The sequence below is a fragment of the Pseudomonas sp. MWU349 genome, from assembly GCF_017947325.1.
GTDB lineage: Bacteria > Pseudomonadota > Gammaproteobacteria > Pseudomonadales > Pseudomonadaceae > Aquipseudomonas > Aquipseudomonas protegens.
Window position 1 is genome coordinate 906794 of record NZ_JAFEVP010000002.1, and the last position, 19487, is coordinate 926280.

The 19487-nt window shown below is 62.3% G+C and carries 19 protein-coding genes and 1 riboswitch; of the genes, 8 read left to right on the plus strand and 11 right to left on the minus strand.

Annotation, left to right across the window (positions count from 1 at the left end):
- Nucleotides 1-91: 91 nt before the first annotated feature.
- The 4 genes from KCG88_RS11435 to KCG88_RS11450 all read right to left on the minus strand — a co-directional run bounded on the left by KCG88_RS11435 (nt 92) and on the right by KCG88_RS11450 (nt 6728).
- A complete protein-coding gene (locus tag KCG88_RS11435) occupies nt 92-1456 on the minus strand; it encodes a DUF1329 domain-containing protein (protein ID WP_047285289.1) in 1365 nt (454 codons plus the stop codon).
- A gap of 30 nt (nt 1457-1486) precedes the next feature.
- Complete coding sequence (locus KCG88_RS11440) at nt 1487-3376, minus strand: DUF1302 domain-containing protein (protein ID WP_047285291.1); 1890 nt, start codon at nt 3374-3376, stop codon at nt 1487-1489.
- Between the two features lie 338 nt (nt 3377-3714).
- Entirely contained in the window at nt 3715-5397 is a 1683-nt protein-coding gene (locus tag KCG88_RS11445) for a fatty acid--CoA ligase (RefSeq protein WP_047337770.1), read from the minus strand.
- Nucleotides 5398-5543: 146 nt separating this feature from the next.
- A complete protein-coding gene (locus KCG88_RS11450; protein ID WP_047285295.1) occupies nt 5544-6728 on the minus strand; it encodes an MFS transporter in 1185 nt (394 codons plus the stop codon).
- Nucleotides 6729-6815: 87 nt separating this feature from the next.
- Between KCG88_RS11450 and KCG88_RS11455 the strand changes: the two genes are divergently transcribed.
- Complete coding sequence (locus KCG88_RS11455; protein ID WP_210712390.1) at nt 6816-7589, plus strand: helix-turn-helix transcriptional regulator; 774 nt, start codon at nt 6816-6818, stop codon at nt 7587-7589.
- Here the strand turns inward: KCG88_RS11455 and KCG88_RS11460 are convergent.
- A complete protein-coding gene (locus tag KCG88_RS11460) occupies nt 7573-8202 on the minus strand; it encodes a LysE family transporter (RefSeq protein WP_011063367.1) in 630 nt (209 codons plus the stop codon). The genes KCG88_RS11455 and KCG88_RS11460 overlap by 17 nt on opposite strands.
- A gap of 85 nt (nt 8203-8287) precedes the next feature.
- Here KCG88_RS11460 and KCG88_RS11465 point away from each other — a divergent pair, with 85 nt between their 5' ends.
- From KCG88_RS11465 to KCG88_RS11475, 3 genes are all read left to right on the plus strand, one after another.
- Nucleotides 8288-9253, plus strand: a complete 966-nt coding sequence (locus KCG88_RS11465; protein WP_047285298.1) for a 2-hydroxyacid dehydrogenase — start codon at nt 8288-8290, stop codon at nt 9251-9253.
- Between the two features lie 31 nt (nt 9254-9284).
- A complete protein-coding gene (locus KCG88_RS11470) occupies nt 9285-10283 on the plus strand; it encodes a class I SAM-dependent methyltransferase (RefSeq protein ID WP_210712391.1) in 999 nt (332 codons plus the stop codon).
- Nucleotides 10284-10335: 52 nt separating this feature from the next.
- A riboswitch (yybP-ykoY riboswitch) is annotated at nt 10336-10457 on the plus strand.
- A 92-nt stretch (nt 10458-10549) separates the two neighbouring features.
- Nucleotides 10550-11134: a TMEM165/GDT1 family protein gene (locus KCG88_RS11475; protein WP_047285503.1), complete on the plus strand. Its 585-nt coding sequence runs from the start codon at nt 10550-10552 to the stop codon at nt 11132-11134.
- An 85-nt stretch (nt 11135-11219) separates the two neighbouring features.
- Here the strand turns inward: KCG88_RS11475 and KCG88_RS11480 are convergent, their stop codons facing one another.
- Complete coding sequence (locus KCG88_RS11480) at nt 11220-12038, minus strand: M48 family metallopeptidase (protein ID WP_011063371.1); 819 nt, start codon at nt 12036-12038, stop codon at nt 11220-11222.
- Between the two features lie 274 nt (nt 12039-12312).
- Between KCG88_RS11480 and KCG88_RS11485 the strand changes: the two genes are divergently transcribed.
- Nucleotides 12313-14454, plus strand: a complete 2142-nt coding sequence (locus KCG88_RS11485; protein WP_210712392.1) for a methyl-accepting chemotaxis protein — start codon at nt 12313-12315, stop codon at nt 14452-14454.
- Nucleotides 14455-14561: 107 nt separating this feature from the next.
- Here KCG88_RS11485 and KCG88_RS11490 read toward each other — a convergent pair whose 3' ends face one another.
- The 3 genes from KCG88_RS11490 to KCG88_RS11500 are packed head-to-tail and all read right to left on the minus strand — an operon-like array spanning nt 14562 to nt 15677.
- Nucleotides 14562-15182 carry an SOS response-associated peptidase gene (locus KCG88_RS11490; RefSeq protein ID WP_047285304.1) on the minus strand — a complete coding sequence of 207 codons (621 nt, stop codon included), beginning with the start codon at nt 15180-15182 and terminating at the stop codon, nt 14562-14564.
- 35 nt (nt 15183-15217) lie between these two features.
- On the minus strand, nt 15218-15478 hold the full coding sequence (locus KCG88_RS11495; protein WP_011063374.1) for a DUF2007 domain-containing protein: 261 nt from the start codon (nt 15476-15478) through the stop codon (nt 15218-15220).
- Between the two features lie 16 nt (nt 15479-15494).
- Nucleotides 15495-15677, minus strand: a complete 183-nt coding sequence (locus KCG88_RS11500; protein ID WP_011063375.1) for a CPXCG motif-containing cysteine-rich protein — start codon at nt 15675-15677, stop codon at nt 15495-15497.
- Nucleotides 15678-15816: 139 nt separating this feature from the next.
- On the opposite strand from KCG88_RS11500, the gene KCG88_RS11505 reads away from it, so the two are divergent.
- Nucleotides 15817-16983 carry a 1-acyl-sn-glycerol-3-phosphate acyltransferase gene (locus KCG88_RS11505; RefSeq protein ID WP_015636954.1) on the plus strand — a complete coding sequence of 389 codons (1167 nt, stop codon included), beginning with the start codon at nt 15817-15819 and terminating at the stop codon, nt 16981-16983.
- A 66-nt stretch (nt 16984-17049) separates the two neighbouring features.
- Here KCG88_RS11505 and KCG88_RS11510 read toward each other — a convergent pair whose 3' ends face one another.
- On the minus strand, nt 17050-17337 hold the full coding sequence (locus tag KCG88_RS11510) for a hypothetical protein (RefSeq protein ID WP_015636955.1): 288 nt from the start codon (nt 17335-17337) through the stop codon (nt 17050-17052).
- Between the two features lie 189 nt (nt 17338-17526).
- Here KCG88_RS11510 and KCG88_RS11515 point away from each other — a divergent pair, with 189 nt between their 5' ends.
- Complete coding sequence (locus KCG88_RS11515; RefSeq protein WP_011063378.1) at nt 17527-17733, plus strand: hypothetical protein; 207 nt, start codon at nt 17527-17529, stop codon at nt 17731-17733.
- 88 nt (nt 17734-17821) lie between these two features.
- Here KCG88_RS11515 and KCG88_RS11520 read toward each other — a convergent pair whose 3' ends face one another.
- On the minus strand, nt 17822-18406 hold the full coding sequence (locus tag KCG88_RS11520; protein ID WP_047285306.1) for a YajG family lipoprotein: 585 nt from the start codon (nt 18404-18406) through the stop codon (nt 17822-17824).
- A gap of 206 nt (nt 18407-18612) precedes the next feature.
- On the opposite strand from KCG88_RS11520, the gene KCG88_RS11525 reads away from it, so the two are divergent.
- Entirely contained in the window at nt 18613-18846 is a 234-nt protein-coding gene (locus KCG88_RS11525) for a hypothetical protein (RefSeq protein ID WP_047285308.1), read from the plus strand.
- Nucleotides 18847-19487 lie beyond the last annotated feature (641 nt).

Sequence of the window (19487 nt, forward strand, 5' to 3'; positions counted from 1 at the left end):
CGAACGGATTCCAAGACTGGGCCTCAGGCAAAAAAAAGCCCCGAACCAGGTCGGGGCTTTTTCCGAGGATGCGGCCTCTATTTGCAGCGGCTCAGCGAACCCCGTCCTGACGCAGGGCGGCTGGGGTGAAATCGCTGGTGGTGGCGGTGAAGCCGAAGTCGTACGCCTGCTTCTCTTCGTTCTTCATGCCCAGGGCCAGGTAGCGGCCGGACTGCAGGTCGTAGAGGGTTTCCAGGGCGTACCACGGCACTTGCTTGTCGTAGTAGTTCTCGGCATGAGCCTCGGCCACGCGCCACAGCTGGCCACGACCGTCGTAGTGGTCGATCACCGCTGCCTGCCAGGTGTCTTCGTCGATGTAGAAGTCACGCTTGGCATAGATATGGCGCTGGCCTTCCTTCAAGGTTGCCACCACATGCCAGACCCGGCGCAGCTCGTAGCGAGCCAGGTCCTGGTTGATATGGCCGGCCTTGATGATGTCGGCGTACTTCAGGGTCGGCGAGTCGAGCTTGTAGCTGTCGGAAGCGATGTACATCTCCTTCTTGCCTTCCAGCTTCCAGTCGTAGCGATCCGGCGCACCGTTGTACATGTCCAGGTTGTCGGAAGTACGCAGGCCGTCGGCAGCAGTACCCGGGCCGTCATAGGACACTTGCGGGGCGCGGCGCACGCGGCGCTGGCCAGCGTTGTAGACCCAGGCCGAACGCGGCTCCTTCACTTGGTCGAGGGTTTCGTGCACCAGCAGCACGCCACCGGCCAGGCGCGCCGGCGCGGTCACTTTCTGCTTGAAGTAGAACAGGATGTTGCCCGGGTTTTTCGGGTCGTAGTCCTTCATCTTGTCGCGGAACACGAACTGGTCCTGGAAGTACACCAGGCTGTAGGAGCCGTTGGCCTGTGGCGTGGCCTGGGTCACCAGGCGGGTCACACTGCCACCGCGATAGCGGGTGATGTGGTTCCAGATGACTTCCACGCCGCTTTTCGGAATCGGGAACGGAATCGCGGTTTCGAAGTTCTCCAGGCCGTTGCCGCCGGACACCAGGTTGGTTTTGGTGGCGTTGCGCTTGATGGCGGCGAACACGTCAGCCGGCACGGTGGCCCCGCGATGGGACGGGTAGACCGGCATCTTGAAGGTTTCCGGGTAGCGCTTGAACATCGCGTACTGCCCCGGCGCCAGCTTGTCCTTGTACTGCTCGACGTTCTGCGCGGTGATGGTGAACAGCGGCTGCTCGCTGCCGTAGGGGTTGGACAGGAAACCCTTGCTATCCACGGTGCCGGCATTGGTTGCCAGTGGCTTCCAGGCCGGAATGGTACCGGCGGCATTGCCGGCCATTTCCGCACCCATCGGCGTCAGGCTGGTACCCAGCTTGGCGGCTTCATCGGCCGAGACCGCGGCCATGACCCCGGTGGCCAGCAGTGACAGTCCCAGCACACCGACGTGCAACAGACTCTTGGTGATTTTCATAGTGTTGTTCTTCCTGAAAATGCAGTGTGCTTAGAAGTTCACGCCAACGCTCAAGGCGAGGAAGTCCCGATCATCCACGGTGCTGTAGTCGCCACCGAAGAAGTTGGTGTAGGCCAGGCTCGCGGTGTAGGTGTTCTGATACTCGGCATCCAGCCCCAGGCTGATGGCCTTGCGGCCTTCTTCGAAGTTGCCGCCAGGACCTGGCGAGTAACCCTTGACGTCATGGGACCAAGCCACGTTCGGCTTGAGGTTCACACCAGCGAACACATCCGGGTATTCCCAGATGGCACGGCCGCGGTAGCCCCAGGAAGTGGCGGTGGTGAAGCCATCGTTGTTGCAGTTGGTGCTCAGATTGCTGGCATCTGCCCCAGGACCTGCACCAGCGATGGTGGTGGAGTTAAGCGCACGACAGGTGTTTTGCCCGCCGGTGGCTGGCAAGGCGCCAGGACCAAACACCGGATCACGTCCATAGCGGACATCCGACTTGCTCTCAAGACCACCGACGTGGGTAACCCCCAACTCACCCACCAGCGTCAGACGGCTGGCGCCCATGACCTGATCGAAGAAGTGCGTGAAGGTGGTCTGGAATTGCGTGATTTCCTTGCGGCGATAGCCGTGCAGGTCCTGCCCCGGCACACCTTCAAGCAGAGAGGCGTTGGTGTATGCCCCCTTCAGAGGTCGAACGGCGGAATAGAGAATATCGGTCGAGTTGAGTTGCACAGGCGCATTCGGCCGGTAGCTGATTTCACCGCTCCACGCCGTCCCCGTAGGCAGGGTGGTGGAGAAGCTCAAGCCATACAGGCGAATGTCTTCTGGATACTCGACGAAGTACTTCGAATTACCGGCGATCCATACCGGCGCCAAAGTGCCAAAGCCAGGAGCAATGGCGTAAGCCGACTGTGGCGCAGCCGTGGCACTGAAAATCGGCGCCCGGCTGTGATAGTTCATGAAGTAGGCGCCGAACTCGGTGTCCAGCGGCTCGAAGTTGTAGTGGAACGCCGCACCGAACTGGCCGCTGTCACGGGCATCACGGTCGCCACTGCGGCGCACCAGCGTGCCTTCTTCGTTGACGTCGACGCCACGAGCCTGCATCGCGGCCAGGGCCGCTCGCCCGGGCGCGGTGGCGGCGATGGTCGAACGCTTGGCCAGCAGTCTCAGGTTGTCGTCACAGCCGTCGGAAATGTTGTCCGGCTGCGAGAAGAAGGTGCCGCAGTTATCGGTAACGGTCTGGTCCCACTCCAGCTGGTAGAAGGCTTCGGCCGACAGGTTCTCGGTCAGGTTCTGGGAGATGTAGAACATGTTGACCGGGATCAGGCCTTCCTTGATCTCGGCGCCAGGACGGCGGAACGCCGACACATCGATGGGGTTGATCGAGTTGATGCCGCCACCGATGAAGGTACTTTCGCCCCAGCTCACCACCTGCTTACCGAAACGCACGGAACCCGGCTCATCGGCAATGGAATAGTTGTGATAGATGAAGGCATCGAGAATCTGCCCGCCGGAAGACTTGGCGCCCTCTTTACGGTTGTCGTTGCTGACGTTCTTGAAGTCCAGGTCTTCGTCCTGGAGCTTGAAGTCATACCAGTACTTGCCACGGACAAACACACCGGTGTCGCCGTACTTCAATTCCAGGTCATGGATACCCTTGAAGATCTTCGAGAAGGTCTGGCCCTTGTTGAAGTTCAAGTGGCCGTCATCGGTGGTCTGGGACAGGCCCTTGCCGCCGTTGTTGACCCCGATCAGATCCTTGTTGCGCCCGGCGGTCGACCAGCTGGCCCCCACCGACAGGGACGAATCGAAGCTGCCTTCGATTTCACCGATATTGAAGCTGACGCCGAATGCCGGCCCGGCGAGCGTGGAGGCGAGACCGACGGCCAGGGGCAGTTTCGCCCGGCGCCAGAACTGGTTTGCTGATGTCATCGACGCTACTCCATGTGCATTATTGTTATGGCAGTACGCTCTTCTGAAAACGCTTCGAATACCGGCCGCATGAACACTCGCTCCGGTTCCGAAGTTGCGTGGCGCGAGCACCCCACAATGCTCCGTCGTTCAGAAAAATCCGTGAACGGACTATATCCAGCAGGGATTACTGCTTGATCCCTCTAAAGTGTGATTTGCAGCCACCCACCGCACTGGAACAGCCCTTTGCCATAACCTTTGAAAAACGGCGCGGCAAGAATGACGGAAAAATCCGTTAGTACAAGGCAAAGGCTTGCCGGGTGGGCGTGCCGTGCCCGAGCGGGCACGGCCGGGGACGCTCAGAGCGTGGAGAGGAAGGTGCTGTTGCTGGCTTGCCACTCGCTGATGTCGACGCGGATGCGCTTCTTGTCGAGCTTGCCAACGCTGGTCTTGGGAATTTCAGTAACAAGGGCGATCTGACTGGGAATCGCCCACTTGCTCAGGTGGCCCAGCTCGACGAAGGGCTTGAGGTGCTCCTTGAGCTCGCGGGCGCCAATCTCATGGCCCTCGCGTATCACCAGCAGGGCGAATGGGCGTTCGCCCCACTGCGGATCGGCGATGCCCACCACTGCTACTTCACGTACCGCCACGTGGCGGCTGATGAGGTCCTCCAGGTCCAGGGAGGAAATCCACTCGCCACCGGTCTTGATCACGTCCTTGATCCGGTCGCGGATGTCGATCACCCCCATGCTGTCCAGGGTTGCCACGTCACCGGTATGCAGCCAGCCGCCTTCCCAGAGCTCGGCGCCTTTTTGCGGCTCGTTGAAATAACCTTCGCTCAGCCAGGGCGCCCGCAGCACCAGCTCGCCCTGGGCCTCGCCGTCCGCCGGCAGGAAGTTGCCTTCGGCATCGATGATCGCCGCTTCCACCAACGGCCCCGGTACCCCGGCCTTGATGCGGTAGGTGGTGCGCTCGTCCTCGCTGCCCGCCATCAGTTCATCGTTCAGGTGTGCACAGGACACCAGCGGTCCGGTTTCCGACATGCCGTAGGCAGCCGTCAGCTGGATGCCCTTGGCCTTGGCCGCCTCGTACAGCGCGCGGTTCAGCGCACTGCCGCCGATGACGATCTTCCAGCCGCCGAAATCCGTACCCTGGGCCGCCTTGGCATTGAGCACCATCTGCAGGATGGTCGGCACGCAGTGAGAGAAGGTGACCTTCTCCCGGCGCCACAGCTCCACCAGGTACTCCGGGTCGTAGCGCCCGGGATAGACCTGCTTGAGCCCGAGCATGGTGGCCACGTACGGCAAGCCCCAGGCGTGCACGTGGAACATCGGGGTGATGGGCATGTACACATCGTTGGTGCCCAGCAGGCGCACGCTGTCGATGGCCCCCATGATGGTGGACACCCCCAGGGTGTGCAGCACCAGCTGGCGGTGGGTGAAGTACACGCCCTTGGGGTTGCCGGTGGTGCCGGTGGTGTAGAAGGTGGTGGCCACCGAGTTCTCGTCGAAATCCTCGAACCTGTACTGGGGGCTGGCGGCGGCGAGCAAGGTCTCGTACTCGCCCACCAGGTTCGGCAGCTCGGCGGTTTTCTCCGGGGCATCGGTGAGCAGCAGGGTTTTCTCCACCGTGGTCAGGTGCCCGGCAATCGCCTGGTACAGGCCGACGAACTCGCTGTTGACCAGCACGAAGCGGTCCTCGGCATGGTTCATGGTGTAGAGAATCTGCTCCGGCGACAGACGCACGTTGATGGTGTGGATCACCGCACCGATCATCGGGATGGCAAACATGCACTCCAGGTAGCGATGGCTGTCCCAGTCCATGACCGCCACGGTGTCCCCCGCCTTGACCCCGGCCGCGGTCAGCACATTGGCCAGGCGCGCCACCCGCTCGATCAGGGTCGGATAGGTATAACGCAACTGGTCACGGTAGATGATCTCGCGGGTTTTTTCGTAGCGGGTGCCGGACATCAGCAAGCGCTTGATCAGAAGTGGGTATTGGTAGGCGCCTTCGGCGGGAGGAATAACGCGAGTCTGCAACATAAGAATCCCTTTTCTGACGGCTCGGTCGTGACTGGAGGATAACCACTCTAGAGCTCCTGCGCGCCCGCTAAATCAGCCAAAGGAATGATTTGCAGAGCCGTACAAATACTAGCTTCAGGCCAGTATTGTTACGGCCCTGCACCACTTCAGGCGCTTTGCCCCACTGCGGCCTCCGCCGGGGTGCGGGGAAAGGCCAGTGCCGCGGCAAACGTCAGCGCCGCTACCCCTGCCAGCACGAGGTACAGGCCGCTCAGGCCCTGGCGCGGCTCCACCAGAGCAATCAACGGAATCGCCGTGGCACTGGCACCGAACGACAAGCAGTAACGCAAGGCGAAGACTCGCGACTGCCACTGGGGCGCCACGAAGTTGGCGACCATGGCATCGTTCACCGTGACCTGGCCGAACACCACGAACATGAAGGCCGCACCCAGGACGATCACGCCCCAGCCCTGGCTGTCGGCCATCGCCAGCAGCAACGGGGCCTGGAGCAGGGTCAGGATGATGAACGGCCATTTAAGGCTGAAGCGGTGCAATACCCGGCCGATCAACAACTGCGCCACTGCGCCGAAGGCATAGGCCAGGCTGACCACCACCCCCAGGGTCTGCGGCGAGGTGAACAATTCATGCAGGCGTTCCTGGAACAGCTTGGGGTAAGTCATGGTGGTGGCGTTGAACACCACCCCGCCGGTAGCGGTGGCCAGGGCCAGCACGCCGAACACCAGGAACATGGAGATCTGCTGCCCGCCCTTGCCCTTGAGCGGCACATGGGCGCGTGCGGGGGCAGGCTCGTCACGCACCTGCAAGGCAAAGCCGACACCCAGAAGGATGGCCACGCTCCCCGGCAGGATGAACGCCGAGCGCCAGCCGAACTGCGCCACCAGCAAGCCGGTAATCAAGGCCGAGAAGGCCACGCCGAGGTTGCCCCACATACCGTTGATGCCGATCTCGCGTCCGCGATTCTGCGCATAGGCCACCAGCATCGCGGTGCCGACCGGATGATAGATAGCGGCGAATACTCCCATCAGGGTCAGCCCGATCACCAGCATGCTCGGGCTATTACTGAGCCCGGTGAGGATCGAGGCGCCACCGATGCCGAAGAAGAACAGCAGCATCATCTGCCGCCGACTCCAGTGATCCCCCAGCCAGCCGGCCGGTAGCGAACAGGCGCCAAAGGCGATGAAACCGCCCAGGGACAGACCGATCAGCGCGGCATAGTCCAGGCCAAAGGCCTGGGTCATGCCCAGCACGGCAGCGGGAAAGATCAGCATGAACATGTGATCGATGACATGGGCGGCGTTGACGTAGCGGATGACGTTTCGGGCTTGATTCATGGCGACACACCGGGGGTTGGTTGTTGTGCCGCCTATGCTAATTTGGCAATCCACCGCATTTCTGACAACAAAGTCATTGGACCGGACATGTTAATCGACCACTTCCACCATGGGCCGGTCAGCGCCTATCCCCGGGACTACCCCGACGCCGCGCATCAACCATTGCACCGCCATCGCGAGGCGCAGTTTCTCTACGCCGCCAGCGGCACCATGCGCCTGGTCACCGCCCAGGGCGCCTGGGTGATCCCACCGAGCCGGGCGGTGTGGATCCCGCCACTGGTGGAGCATGAAATCTTCATGGTCGGCGAGGTGCGCATGCGCTCTCTGTTCATCGACCCGGAGCTGTCTGCGTCCGTATTGCGCCAATGCTGCGTCCTGGCGGTCACACCGCTGCTGCGGGAGTTGATCCTGCGTGCCGTGCAAGGTCCGGAGCAAGCGAAAAACCCCTTGATCCAGCAATTGATGCTGGAAGAAATCGCCGCCCTGGAAAACCTTCCGCTGCACATTCCCATGCCTCAGGACCGGCGCTTGCAAGCCATCTGCCGGACCTTGATACAGACCCCGGACCACCCCCACACCCTGGAAGACTGGGCGCAGCAGGTCGGCGCCAGTTCGCGAACCCTGGCGCGGCTGTTCCAGCAGCAGGTGCAGATGAATTTCAATGCCTGGCGCCAGCAGGTGCGCCTGATGGAAGCCCTGCCACGCCTGCTCGCCGGGGAAAGCGTACACAGCGTGGCCGACTCGCTGGGATACGGCAGCGCGCGGGCCTTCAGCGCGATGTTCTGCCGTTTGCTCGGGGACACGCCACGGCATTACGTGGCGGCCCTGAATCAGCTCAGCGCAATCAATGCATCTCGGTGAAGGCCAGCTTCACGCCGATGGCGATCAGCACTGCGCCCATGGTGCGGTCGAACCAATGGCCCATGCGGGCAAAGCCGGCACGAACCCGCTGCTGGCTGAAGAGCATGGCCACCAGGCAGAACCACACAGCGGTGGCCACTGCCAGATACACGCCATACCCGGCCTGGATCGCCAGCGGCGTATGCGGGTTGATCACCACGGTGAACAGCGAGAGAAAGAACAGCGTTGCCTTGGGGTTCAGGCCATTGGTGACAAAGCCTGAAGTGAAGGCCCCACGCGCAGTGCGGACCCCGGCTTCCTTGTGCAAGTCGTCGGCCGCCGGCTTGGCCGGTTGGGCACGCAAGGCCTTGTAGCCGATGTACAGCAGGTAAGCGGCAGCCAGCCACTTCAGTGCGTTGAACAGGACGATGGACTGGGAAACGATCAGGCCGATCCCCAGCAGCGAGTAACCCACGTGCAGGAAGATTGCACAGCCCACGCCCAGGGCGGTCCAGGTGCCGGCGCGACGGCCGTGGGTCACGCTTTCACGCACCACCACGGCGAAGTCCGGGCCGGGGCTGGCCACTGCCAGAAGATGGATGAGGGCAACGGTCAAGAACTCGGTGAAGTACATGCAGGCTCCCTGTGTATGTCTAATTATTTCATCTGTTAGGCTCGGCAGATTACGCCTTAGATCCCTCGTGCAAAAGGTACAGTTCATGACTAACAATCGCCGCGCCGTCTTCCTCGATCACAGCTCACTGGACCTCGGTGACCTGGACCTCAGTGCGCTGCATGACAGTTTCAGCCCTCTGCAAGTACATGCCCACACAGCACCGGAACAGGTCGCCGAACGCCTGCAGGGTGCCCAGGTGGCCATCAGCAACAAGGTGGCGCTGACAGCCGAAACCCTGGCCGCCTGCCCCGACCTGCAACTGATCCTGGTGGCCGCCACCGGCACCAACAATGTCGACCTGGCCGCGGCCCGCAAGCAAGGGATCACCGTCAGCAACTGCCAGGGCTACGGCACTCCCTCGGTGGCCCAGCACACCCTGATGCTGCTGCTCAACCTGGCCACCCGGGTCGCCGATTACCAGCAGGCCGTGGCTGCCGGGCGCTGGCAACAGGCCAGTCAGTTCTGCCTGCTGGACTACCCGATCATCGAACTGGCGGGCAAGACCCTGGGCCTGCTGGGCAATGGCGAACTGGGCAGCGCGGTGGCCCGCCTGGCCGAAGCCTTTGGCATGCGTGTACTGCTGGGGCAGATTCCAGGCCGCCCGGCCCGCCCGGACCGCCTGCCGCTGGAGGCACTGCTGCCGCAAGTGGACGCCCTGACCCTGCACTGCCCCCTCAACGAGCACACCCGCCACTTTATCGGTGCCCGGGAGCTGGCCCTGCTCAAGCCTGGAGCCCTGGTGGTCAACACCGCCCGCGGCGGGCTGATCGATGAACAGGCCCTGGCCGATGCATTGCGCAATGGTCACCTGGGCGGTGCGGCCACCGATGTGCTCAGCGTCGAACCGCCGGTGGCTGGCAATCCCCTGCTGGCCGGCGACATTCCGCGCCTGATCGTCACTCCACACAACGCCTGGGGCAGCCGCGAGGCCCGCCAGCGAATCGTCGGTCAATTGACGCAAAACGCCCACGCCTTCTTCAGCGGCGCCCCGCTGCGGGTCGTGAGTTGATAAACTTCGCCACTTTTTTCGGGGGCGGATCATGGACACACGCAGTGAAGTACTGTTGCGTCAGGCTGAATTGTTTCAAGGCTCACTGCTGCTGGCCGGCCTGGCCGCCGACGACCTGCTGGGCCGCCTGCCCAATGCCCGGGGCTGGAGCTGGCACGCCGGCGATCAGGCAGCCCTGGAGGCGCGCTTTCCCGGCCGCAGCCACTTTGGCGTAGACGCACCGGCCCAATCCTTCGACAGCGCCGTGCTGTTCCTGCCCAAATCCAAGGACCTGACCGACTACCTGCTCAACGCCCTGGCCTCGCGCCTGGCCGGGCGCGAACTGTACCTGGTGGGCGAGAAGCGCAGCGGCGTGGAGAGTGCGGCCAAGCAACTCAACCCCTTCGGCAAACCGCGCAAGCTCGATAGCGCCCGGCACTGCCAGCTGTGGCAGGTCACGGTGGCCAATGCTCCCGAACCGCTCACCCTGCAGAGCCTGGCCCAGGAGTACGAACTGCCGCTGGCCGAAGGCCCGCTAAAAGTCATCAGCCTGCCGGGGGTGTTCAGCCATGGCCGGCTGGATCGCGGCACCGCGCTGCTGCTGGAACACCTGGACCACCTGCCCGCCGGCCACCTGCTGGACTTCGGCTGCGGTGCCGGAGTGCTCGGGGCCACCGTGAAACGCCGCTACCCGGACAGCCGCGTAACCCTGCTGGATGTGGACGCCTTCGCCGCCGCCAGCAGCCGCCTGACCCTGGCGGCCAACGGCCTGGAAGCCGAGGTGCTGACCGGTGACGGAATCGACGCCGCGCCCATGGGGCTGAACGGCATCCTGACCAATCCGCCCTTCCACACCGGAGTCCATACCGACTACCAGGCAACGGAAAACCTACTGCGACAAGCGGCCAAACATCTGCAAAAAGGTGGCGAACTGCGGGTAGTTGCCAACAGCTTCCTGCGCTACCAGCCGCTGATCGAAGAGCACCTGGGGCCGTGCGCGATCAAAGCCGAAGGCCAGGGTTTCCGGATTTACCGGGCCAAGCGCGGCTGAGCTGGCTTTTCGCAAACAAGGCTTGCCGAATGGATTTTGCCTAGGCAGAATCCGCTCCGTCCTAGGGGAGTAGTCTCCCACGAGCACCACGCTCGTCCGGCATGCGTCAACATACTTGGTCCTCAGACCATGGCGCATGCGACCCAAGAGTCCGCACAGACGGACCGCAGGGTTTGACAAGACCTATGACACGCACACCTTACCCGGGGCGGGAAGGCTGTACGTGTCATAGCCGTGTCGACCCGCCCCTTAGGAAAACCCTGATGATGCTGGATTCTCTCCTCGTTCCCACCGCAATCGTTGCCTTGGCCGAAATCGGCGACAAGACGCAACTGCTCGCCCTGATTCTTGCCGCGCGCTTTCGCAAACCCTGGCCGATCATCGCCGGCATCGTTGCCGCGACCCTGGCCAACCACGCGGCGGCCGGTGCGGTAGGCGCCTGGTTCGGCAGCTTCTTCTCGGACTCGACCCTGCACTGGATCCTCGCCGCCAGCTTCACCGCCACCGCGCTGTGGACCCTGGTTCCGGACAAGATGGACGACGACGAAGCCACTACCGCACGCAAGTTCGGCCCTTTCCTGACCACCCTGATCGCCTTCTTCCTGGCGGAAATCGGTGACAAGACCCAGGTCGCCACCGTCATGCTGGCGGCGCAGTACCCGGATCTGTGGCTGGTGATCATCGGTACCACCCTGGGCATGCTGATTGCCAACGTACCGGTGGTCCTGGCAGGCAACTTCGCCGCAGACAAGCTGCCCCTGACCCTGATCCGTCGCCTGGCGGCGTCGGCCTTCTTCATCCTCGCCGTGGTGGCGGTGTACAAGGCCATGCAGATCAGCGGCTGGCTATAAACGAAATCGCCGGCAAACCGACTCCTACACAACCTGTAGGAGCCGGCTTGCCGGCGAAAGCGTCATCGACAATGACGCGAAGGGATCAGGACTTCTTGGCAGCCTGATACAGCGGCATCACCTTGGGAATCGCCGCCTGCAAGGAAGCGATACGGCTGGTGGAAGCCGGGTGAGTGCTCATGAACTCGGGCGGCGCGGAGCCACCGGCAGCCTGGCCCATCTTGTTCCACAGGCTGATGGCCGCATTCGGGTTGTAGCCGGCACGGGCGGCCAGTTCCAGGCCGATCAGGTCCGCTTCGTTTTCATTCTCGCGGCTGTTGGGCAGGGTCATCAGCAGGTTCACCCCGTTGTCGCCCAGGGCTACGGTTTCCTGCGGAACGCCGAACAAGGTAGCGATCTGCTTGCCGGCACCGACCGCGTACTGCTTGGACATGGCTTCGCGACCGTGCTCGCGCAGGGCGTGGGCAATTTCATGGCCCATGACCGCGGCGATCTCATCGTCGGTGAGTTTGAGCTTCTCAATCAGCCCGGAGTAGAAAATGATCTTGCCGCCAGGGCCGCAGTTGGCGTTGAGCTCGTCGCTCTTGATCAGGTTGACTTCCCACTTCCACTGCGCACAGTCGGGGCGGAAAGTCGGCGCCTGGGCAATCAGGCGATTGGCAATGACCTGCAGACGCTTGGCGTTGGCGCTGGTCTTGTCCAGTACGCCCTGGCTGCTGGCTTCACCCAGAGTCTGTTGATAGGACTGGGCATAGGACTGGTTGACTTCAGCACTGGAAACCATGCTGAACATGGATTGCTTGCGATCCACACCGACCACGCCACCGCTGGTGGTATTGACCGTTTCACAACCGCTGAGCAGTACTGCGGCACTCAATGCACATACGACCAATGACTTCTTCATCATGAAACCTCCCTGAAAACGTGGCGCGTATCCTAAGGGCGGAAATGTATCCGCGCCAGATGTAAAAGCAGCAATCGGTCGCATTTCAGATACATATCTGCCCTACAGGAAACATTCATTCCTCCCGCAAATCTCGCCCGGGGTTCCCCCCACAGCTTCGTCAAGAACGACATCAACCTCCCTGAAACAGTCATTTTTCCGTGTAAGGCTAATGGCCAGCGCTGCAGCGGCCGATACAGCTCGGCAGACCTAAATTCCTGCGCCCGGAGCCTCTATGAAGTTCAAGTCGATCCAGTTTTCCGTCGCCGCCCTGGCCGGAGCCATCGTTCTCAGCGTGGTTGCAGCCCTGGTGCTGTATGCCCTGTTCTCCGGGGCCAGGACCCAGCAGATGGTGCAAGACCGTACCCAGGCCCAGTTCGAGCAAGTCATCGAACAACGCCTGAGCGGCCTGGCGCAGACCCAGGTCAGCCAGATCCAGCGCGAACTGGAAGCGCCCCTGCTGATCGCCGGCGGCCTGGTGCGGGTCAATGCGCTGATGGGCACCCAGGACTCGCAAGGCCATGCCGGGCTGAGCCTGAGCCGTGAACAACTGATTGCCCTGATCAAGGAAAACGTCACCCAGAACCCGAAGATCCTCGGTGCCTACATTGGCTGGGAACCCGGCGCCATCGACCATAACGACGCTGCCTACGTAGGCACCTCGGTGGTGGGTATCGATGCGGCCAACGGGCGTTTCCTGCCCTGGTGGTTCCGCAACGAAGACGGCAGCCTGGGCCTGGACAAACTGGCCGACGTCAATGATCGGACCCTGCTTTCCACCGGCGTGCGCACCAGCGAGTACTACCTCTGCTCCCAGGACAGCCTCAAGCCTTGCGCCATCGACCCCGCTCCCTACAAGGTCGGCGACAAGGTGGTGATGCTGGCCTCCTTTATTCAGCCGATCCTGCTCAACGGCAAGTTTCAGGGCATCGTGGGGGCCGACCTGTCAGTGAACTTCATCCAGGACATGCTGGTGGGCGCCAACCAGAAGCTCTACGGCGGCGCCGGGCACATGGCGCTGATCGGCGGTAACGGTCGCCTGGTCGCCTATACCAAGGACTCGAGCAAGTTCGGTGAAAAAGTCAGCGACGTGCTCAGCAGTGACGCAGTGACCAAGCTGTCCAGCCTCAAGCGCGGCGAAGTGACCTATGACGTCGACCAGGCCGACGGCACCATCAGCCTGTACCTGCCCTTCGGCATCGGCCAGACCGATGCGCACTGGACCCTGATGCTGCAACTGCCGCTGAGCGCGGTGATGGCCGACCTCGACAAACTGCAAGGTGACCTGGCTGAACAACGCAAGGCCGACACCTTCGGCATGGCCATGGTCGGGCTAGTGATTGCCGGTCTCGGCTTGCTGGTGATCTGGCTGGTGGGCCACGGCATTGCCCGGCCGCTGCGACAGATGGTGGCAATGCTCGACGACATCGCTCAGGGCGAAGGCGACCTGACCCGACGCCTGACCAGTGATCGCGCTGACGAGCTGGGCTCCATCGCCAAAGGCTTCAACACCTTTTTGGCCAAGCTGCAGGCGATGATCAGCCAAGTGGTGACCTCGGTTCAGAGCGTCAGCGATTCTTCGGAACACACCGCAGACATCGCCATTCGCACCAACCAGGGCGTGCACAAGCAAATGGTTGAAATCGATCAGGTAGCCACCGCGGTGCACGAAATGACCGCCACCGCCCAGGACGTCGCGCGCAATGCCACCCAGGCCGCGCAAGCCGCCAGCCACGCCGACCAGGCCGCCAGCCAAGGCATGCAGATCGTGCGCGACACCTCCAGCGCCATCGGCGCCCTGGCCGAGGAAATCGGCCGTGCGGTGGGCGTGGTGCAGACCCTGGCCAAGGACAGCGAGAACATCAACGCCATCCTCATCGCCATTCGCGGGATTGCCGAGCAGACCAACCTGCTGGCGCTTAACGCGGCAATCGAGGCGGCCCGGGCCGGCGAGCAAGGCAGGGGCTTTGCGGTGGTTGCCGATGAAGTGCGCAACCTGGCGCAGAAAACCCAGCAGGCCACCGAAGAAATCCAGTCGATGATCCAGCAACTGCAACAGGGCACCCGGGAAGTGGTGCGGGTGATGGAGGACAGCCAGCACAAGACCGACCAGAGCGTGGAACACGCGGCCAAGGCCGCCCAGGCCCTGGAAACCATCACCCAGGCGGTGTCGGTGATCAACGACATGAACACCCAGATCGCCAGCGCCGCCGAGGAGCAGAGCGCGGTGGCCGAGGACATCAACCGCAATGTGATCAATATCGGCCAGGTGGCCAATGAAGTGGCCGGCGGCGCCGATGAATCCAGTGCGGCCAGCGCCGGGCTGACCAAGCTGGCGGAACAGCAACGACGCCTGATCAATCAGTTCAAGGTCTAATCACGGACCTGTAGGAGCCGGCTTGCCGGCGAAAGCGATCCTGGCTTGGGCAACAGGCCTCTTCGCTGGCAAGCGAGCTCCTACAGCCAGCTCCTGCAGTCGATGCTTCAGGCTGGGGTCAGGCACTCGGGGCCGTTGAGCTTGGGGTCATTGACCAGGTTGGCCAGGACCCGCTCGCGCAAGGCTGCCGGCGGGCTGGCCAGCAAGGCTTGCAGGGCATGCAAGGGGGTCTCGGGATCGAGCCAGGCTTGCTGGCCGGCGGCATCGAGGATCAACGGGCGACGCAGATTGGAAGCTGCCTGGGTTACCACGGCAGTGCTCAGCCAGACCTGTTCCTGCACCGGGTAAGCCTCCCAGATCGCAGCAAAAAAGATCGACGAACCTTCCCCCGGCGTCAGCCAGTAGGGGCGCTTGCGGGTGCCGCCGCGCCATTCGTAGAAACCATTGGCCGGCAGCAGGCAGCGCCGCTCGCGAAAGGCCTGGCGAAACATCGGCTGCTCCGCCAGGGTTTCCGCCCGGGCATGGGCGGGCGTCCGGGAAAGGTCCGTGAGCCACGGCGGTGTCAGCCCCCAGCGGGCCCGGGCCAGGGTGCACTGGCCGTTTTCCGCGCGTTGGATCAGCACCGAATCATTGGGCGAGATGTTCCACTGCGCCTTCTGGTCGGCGGGAAATCCCGGCAAGGCGGCAAACGCGGGGTTCCAGCGAAACAGGGCATAACGTCCACACATGGGGCAATACAACTCTCGGCAAATCGGCGCTCAGCCTAACAGACCAGCACCCCGGCAAAATTGTCCGGTTCATCAAAGGGCAACGGCAGGGCCGCATTGTACGCAGCGATCAGCTCTCGCGCCTGTTGCGCCTGGTGGTTTTCCACCGACAGCCCCAGCAGCCCGAACAGCGGCAACTCCCCTGCCCCGCCCAACAGATCGCGGCCCTGCAGATGGGCCTCGATCCCCTCGCTGGCCAGCATGCACTGGAGCAACTCGCCTTCCAGGAGGTTTTCCGGCTCGTAGATGCGCTGCATAAGGGCTACTCCCCATTCAGTCGTTTTCACTGTGAACGTCGAGCATCCATTCCCGACCGTCGGTTTGCAGGGTGAATACAATGGGCCGGCAGCACACCGGGCAGTCTTCGATATAGGTCTGGTCGCCGCCAGACAGGTCCAGCACCGCCTCCGCCTGTTCGCCACAGTAAGGGCACTGATAATGGTCGGTTTCCAGCATCGCCGTCTCCAGAGTGACTTATGCGTATAATCGCCGGTCTATTTGCAGGGCTTTTTTTGTTTGAGCTGAATTTTCAGACCGTGCCCGGCTTTTTTCGATCCGAACCTTTTCTTACCCTAGCCGTTTCTAACAAGAGAGCATGATGGGCGAATTCGATGCCATCCGACCTTACCACGACAGCGAAGTACCAGCGGTGCTGGCCCGGCTGCTCGGCGACAAGGCGTTTCTAGATATCCTCACCCACTTTCGCTTCCCGCGTTTTGCCAAGACTTTCGGCTGGCTGCTCAAACCCTTGATCGCTCACCGCCTGCGCCGTGAGTTTGCCGGGGTCACTTCGGTGGCCACCCTGCAGGACAAGGTCGAGTTCTACGTCGACCACACCATCGAGCGGGCCACCGACGGCGTGACCTACACCGGCGTCGAGCAGTTCAAGTCGGGCACCGCCTATGTGTTCCTGGCCAACCACCGCGACATCGTCATGGACCCGGCCTTCGTCAACTACGCGGTGTACCATGCCGGCCTGCCGACGCCCCGCATCGCCATTGGCGACAACCTGCTGCAGAAGCCGTTTGTCAGCGACCTGATGCGCCTGAACAAGAGTTTCATCGTGCACCGCTCCATCAGCGGTCGCCGGGAAAAGCTCGCGGCCTACCAGCTGCTGTCGGCCTATATCAACCATTCGATCCGCAACGACGGCCAGTCGATCTGGATCGCCCAGGCCGAAGGCCGGGCCAAGGATGGAGACGATCGCACCGAGTCGGCGATCCTCAAGATGTTCCACATGAGCCGCAAGGACGAACCGTTCGGCGAGGTTATCCAGTCGTTGAACCTGACGCCGGTATCCATCAGCTACGAATACGACCCCTGCGACCAGGCCAAGGCTCGCGAGCTGTACATCCGCGCCACCACCGGCACCTATACCAAGGCACCAGGCGAGGATGACGTGAGCATCGCCAAGGGCATCACCGGCTATAAAGGCCGGGTCCACGTGAACTTCGCCGCGCCCATCAGCGAATCCTTCGAGGACACCAAGCAACTGGCCATGGAAATGGACCGGCAGATCCTCGGCGGCTACCGCCTGTTCCCGGTGCACTACCTGGCCTATGCCCAGTGGAGCGATGCCGATCCGCAACTGCAGGTGCCAACGGCCGCCGAGGTCTTCCCGGCCCAGGAACTGGCCAAGGCCGAGCAGGAATGGCAGCGTCGGCTGGATGCCTGCCCGGCAGAACACCGGCCGTACCTGGTACTGCAATACGCCAATCCGGTGCGCAACCAGTATCGGGTCAAGGCCGGTCTGGCGCTGTAACGGCAGGACTGAAAAGCACAACGGCGCCTGCGGGCGCCGTTGTCGTTTCTGCAACCTGGGGGTTGATCAGAACCGGGTGCTGATCCAGGACACCAGCAACGCCAGGCCAAGGCAGGCAAAGCCGAAGCGGTAGAAAAACCTATTGATGCGCAAGGTTGCGGGATCCAGCATCAGCAGCGGCTGATCCACCGCCCGTCCCTCGCTTTGCACGGCCAGATTGGCCAGGGCCCGCAGCTCACGACGGCGGGTGGCGTGCAGCAGCCAGCTGCCTGGGCAGGCGAACAGCAGGGCAAGCAGGTTGATCAGTTTGGCGGGATGGGCGTTGAACATCGACCAGATCAGTTGCAGCGACATCATGAACCTCGGAGGAAAGCCGTATACGGGCCGTCGACTGCACCCGCGGCGCGGATTCTACTCAATCCCCGACAAAATGCGGGGGGCTTTCCGACCAGTAACGAGACGCCGGTCCATTAATTTAAAGCGTCATCTTTTCGTCATCTAAACAAGCCAGTCTGTCGCCCCTCGAAACCCACGGAGCTTGTCATGCTGCACGCCGAAAACCAGGACCGCCTTTACCTGATCGCCCCCAGTGAAGAACAGCAGGCGCTGGTGGGCGCCCTGGCCTTCAACGTGCAGGACCGGCACTGGCTGGTGTATTGCGCCCTGGGCGGGCACCAGCACGCGGACCTGCCGGAAACAGACCTGCTGACGGGCGTCAGCATGCTGGACTTCTACGTCGAGGCGGCCTGATCCGCGCCCATAAAAAAGCCCGGCGTGCCATCAGGCAGCCGGGCTTTTTCGTTGCTGGGCCAGGGCTCAGCCCCCGGCCAGGCGCCAGTTACTCGCCGAGGATCTGGCCCACGGTCGGATCCTTGAACAGACGGGTCAAGGCATCGCTGAGCACATCACCCACCAGCTTGGTGTTGGTGTCCTGGTTCGGCGCCATGCCGAAACGCTGGTCCAGGGAAGCACCGTAACGGCCGCTGTAACGACGGTTGGCGTTCTGCACATCCGAGCGGAAGGTGGCACCGATGGTGGCTTCGGTCACGTATAGGCCTTCTTTAGGCGACTGGTACTTGAGCTCGGCCAGGGTCACGGTCAACTGAGGGGCGTTGGTACCACCGGCGGTCGGGGTAAAGCCCAGCAGGCGCACTGCCGCTTCGGCCTGGGCCTGCAGCTTGGGCAGGATCTGCGCGCTCTGCACGGTGATGGCACTGGTTTCCGGGTACAGGCCACCACGGGTGCCCAGGGTTGGCGAGGGACGTCCATCAACCACTTTCACCACCACCGGCTGGCCATGGCCAACAGGCGCCAGCTGGGCTGTGAGCTTGGGCTCCGGGCTGAGTTGTTGCGGGCTGTGGGCGCAACCCACCAGCGACAGGCTGGTCACAGTGATCAAACCGAACAACAGGCGTTGCAACATGCTCATCTCTCCAGGAATCAGGCACAAACAGGCCCGCAGTATAGCGGTGTACAAGGACGCCAAACCAGCGCCAGGCATGACTTAGTGAAGACTCAGACAGGTCCCGTACAACCGGGTTCCTGTAACCTGCCGTTCACTGGCAATACATCATGATGTAACGGCTCAAGGGCATTCTTATCGTCAATGACACATTCAGGTACCTGGTCATGAACTTCCTCCGCTCCCTGTTCGCCCCGCGTCAACAGTTTCGCAGTTTCGCCCTGCTGGACAGCCAGGGACGTTGCCAGGCCTTCAAGCACTGCCTGCTGGCCCCGGTAGGCGATGGCTGGGTGGAAATCCAGGAAATTCGCCTGAACTGGTTGCACCAGCCGCTGCCCGCCAGCGCCCGGGTCAGCCCGCGCTGCGCTCGCTCCCGGGTGCAACCGATACTGGCCGCCTGACCAAAAGCCTAATAAAAGTCGCGAAACAGGATCATTTCTGCGCATTTCTTCGTTACAATCTCCCCCCGATTATAAGGACGTCTCCTGATCGGGCCTCGCAGTACCGCCAATGCCACTGCTTTGGCACCCCGCACCGCCCACAGAGAGCCGCCCACACAGTTCGAGTGAAGCTGGCGTGCTTGCTGTTCACCTTGCAAACCTCCACTTTTCGCGAAACTGCAGAGCTGCCGTTGCTCGGCCACTTAAAGCTGTTTGCCCGTCGTGCCCGCATCCTTTGCCGGCATCACCGCGCGGGCCAGGTGCCAGGCTGAGGCAGCCCTTTTTTGAGGTTCACGTCTTCAAAAGAGCGTGAAAAAACGGGTTTTCACAACTTCACAAGAGTGTGGCGAGCAAATGAATAGTTTTGCGTCTGAACTGGCACCATTGGCCTCTACAACAGCCCGATTACACAGGACCGAGCACTCCTCAAGAACTGGTGCTTGAAGCCTGTCCGCTGACGGATTTGGTTGCACGAGCGGATGTATCGACCATAAGTCGAATTGCCCGAGGCTCCCCGAGATGCGTTCATACGCACCTTGAGGCCCGGTTGGCAGCGTCCGTGGTAGTTGCAAAAAATTGCGAAGATTCGGACATGGCGATCC

Bases quoted from the DNA above. Each gene is read 5' to 3' on its own strand.
- KCG88_RS11435 (WP_047285289.1), bottom strand. From the start codon at position 1,456: ATGAAAATCACCAAGAGTCTGTTGCACGTCGGTGTGCTGGGACTGTCA.
- KCG88_RS11440 (WP_047285291.1), bottom strand. From the start codon at position 3,376: ATGACATCAGCAAACCAGTTCTGGCGCCGGGCGAAACTGCCCCTGGCC.
- KCG88_RS11445 (WP_047337770.1), bottom strand. From the start codon at position 5,397: ATGTTGCAGACTCGCGTTATTCCTCCCGCCGAAGGCGCCTACCAATAC.
- KCG88_RS11450 (WP_047285295.1), bottom strand. From the start codon at position 6,728: ATGAATCAAGCCCGAAACGTCATCCGCTACGTCAACGCCGCCCATGTC.
- KCG88_RS11455 (WP_210712390.1), top strand. From the start codon at position 6,816: ATGTTAATCGACCACTTCCACCATGGGCCGGTCAGCGCCTATCCCCGG.
- KCG88_RS11460 (WP_011063367.1), bottom strand. From the start codon at position 8,202: ATGTACTTCACCGAGTTCTTGACCGTTGCCCTCATCCATCTTCTGGCA.
- KCG88_RS11465 (WP_047285298.1), top strand. From the start codon at position 8,288: ATGACTAACAATCGCCGCGCCGTCTTCCTCGATCACAGCTCACTGGAC.
- KCG88_RS11470 (WP_210712391.1), top strand. From the start codon at position 9,285: ATGGACACACGCAGTGAAGTACTGTTGCGTCAGGCTGAATTGTTTCAA.
- KCG88_RS11475 (WP_047285503.1), top strand. From the start codon at position 10,550: ATGCTGGATTCTCTCCTCGTTCCCACCGCAATCGTTGCCTTGGCCGAA.
- KCG88_RS11480 (WP_011063371.1), bottom strand. From the start codon at position 12,038: ATGAAGAAGTCATTGGTCGTATGTGCATTGAGTGCCGCAGTACTGCTC.
- KCG88_RS11485 (WP_210712392.1), top strand. From the start codon at position 12,313: ATGAAGTTCAAGTCGATCCAGTTTTCCGTCGCCGCCCTGGCCGGAGCC.
- KCG88_RS11490 (WP_047285304.1), bottom strand. From the start codon at position 15,182: ATGTGTGGACGTTATGCCCTGTTTCGCTGGAACCCCGCGTTTGCCGCC.
- KCG88_RS11495 (WP_011063374.1), bottom strand. From the start codon at position 15,478: ATGCAGCGCATCTACGAGCCGGAAAACCTCCTGGAAGGCGAGTTGCTC.
- KCG88_RS11500 (WP_011063375.1), bottom strand. From the start codon at position 15,677: ATGCTGGAAACCGACCATTATCAGTGCCCTTACTGTGGCGAACAGGCG.
- KCG88_RS11505 (WP_015636954.1), top strand. From the start codon at position 15,817: ATGATGGGCGAATTCGATGCCATCCGACCTTACCACGACAGCGAAGTA.
- KCG88_RS11510 (WP_015636955.1), bottom strand. From the start codon at position 17,337: ATGTCGCTGCAACTGATCTGGTCGATGTTCAACGCCCATCCCGCCAAA.
- KCG88_RS11515 (WP_011063378.1), top strand. From the start codon at position 17,527: ATGCTGCACGCCGAAAACCAGGACCGCCTTTACCTGATCGCCCCCAGT.
- KCG88_RS11520 (WP_047285306.1), bottom strand. From the start codon at position 18,406: ATGTTGCAACGCCTGTTGTTCGGTTTGATCACTGTGACCAGCCTGTCG.
- KCG88_RS11525 (WP_047285308.1), top strand. From the start codon at position 18,613: ATGAACTTCCTCCGCTCCCTGTTCGCCCCGCGTCAACAGTTTCGCAGT.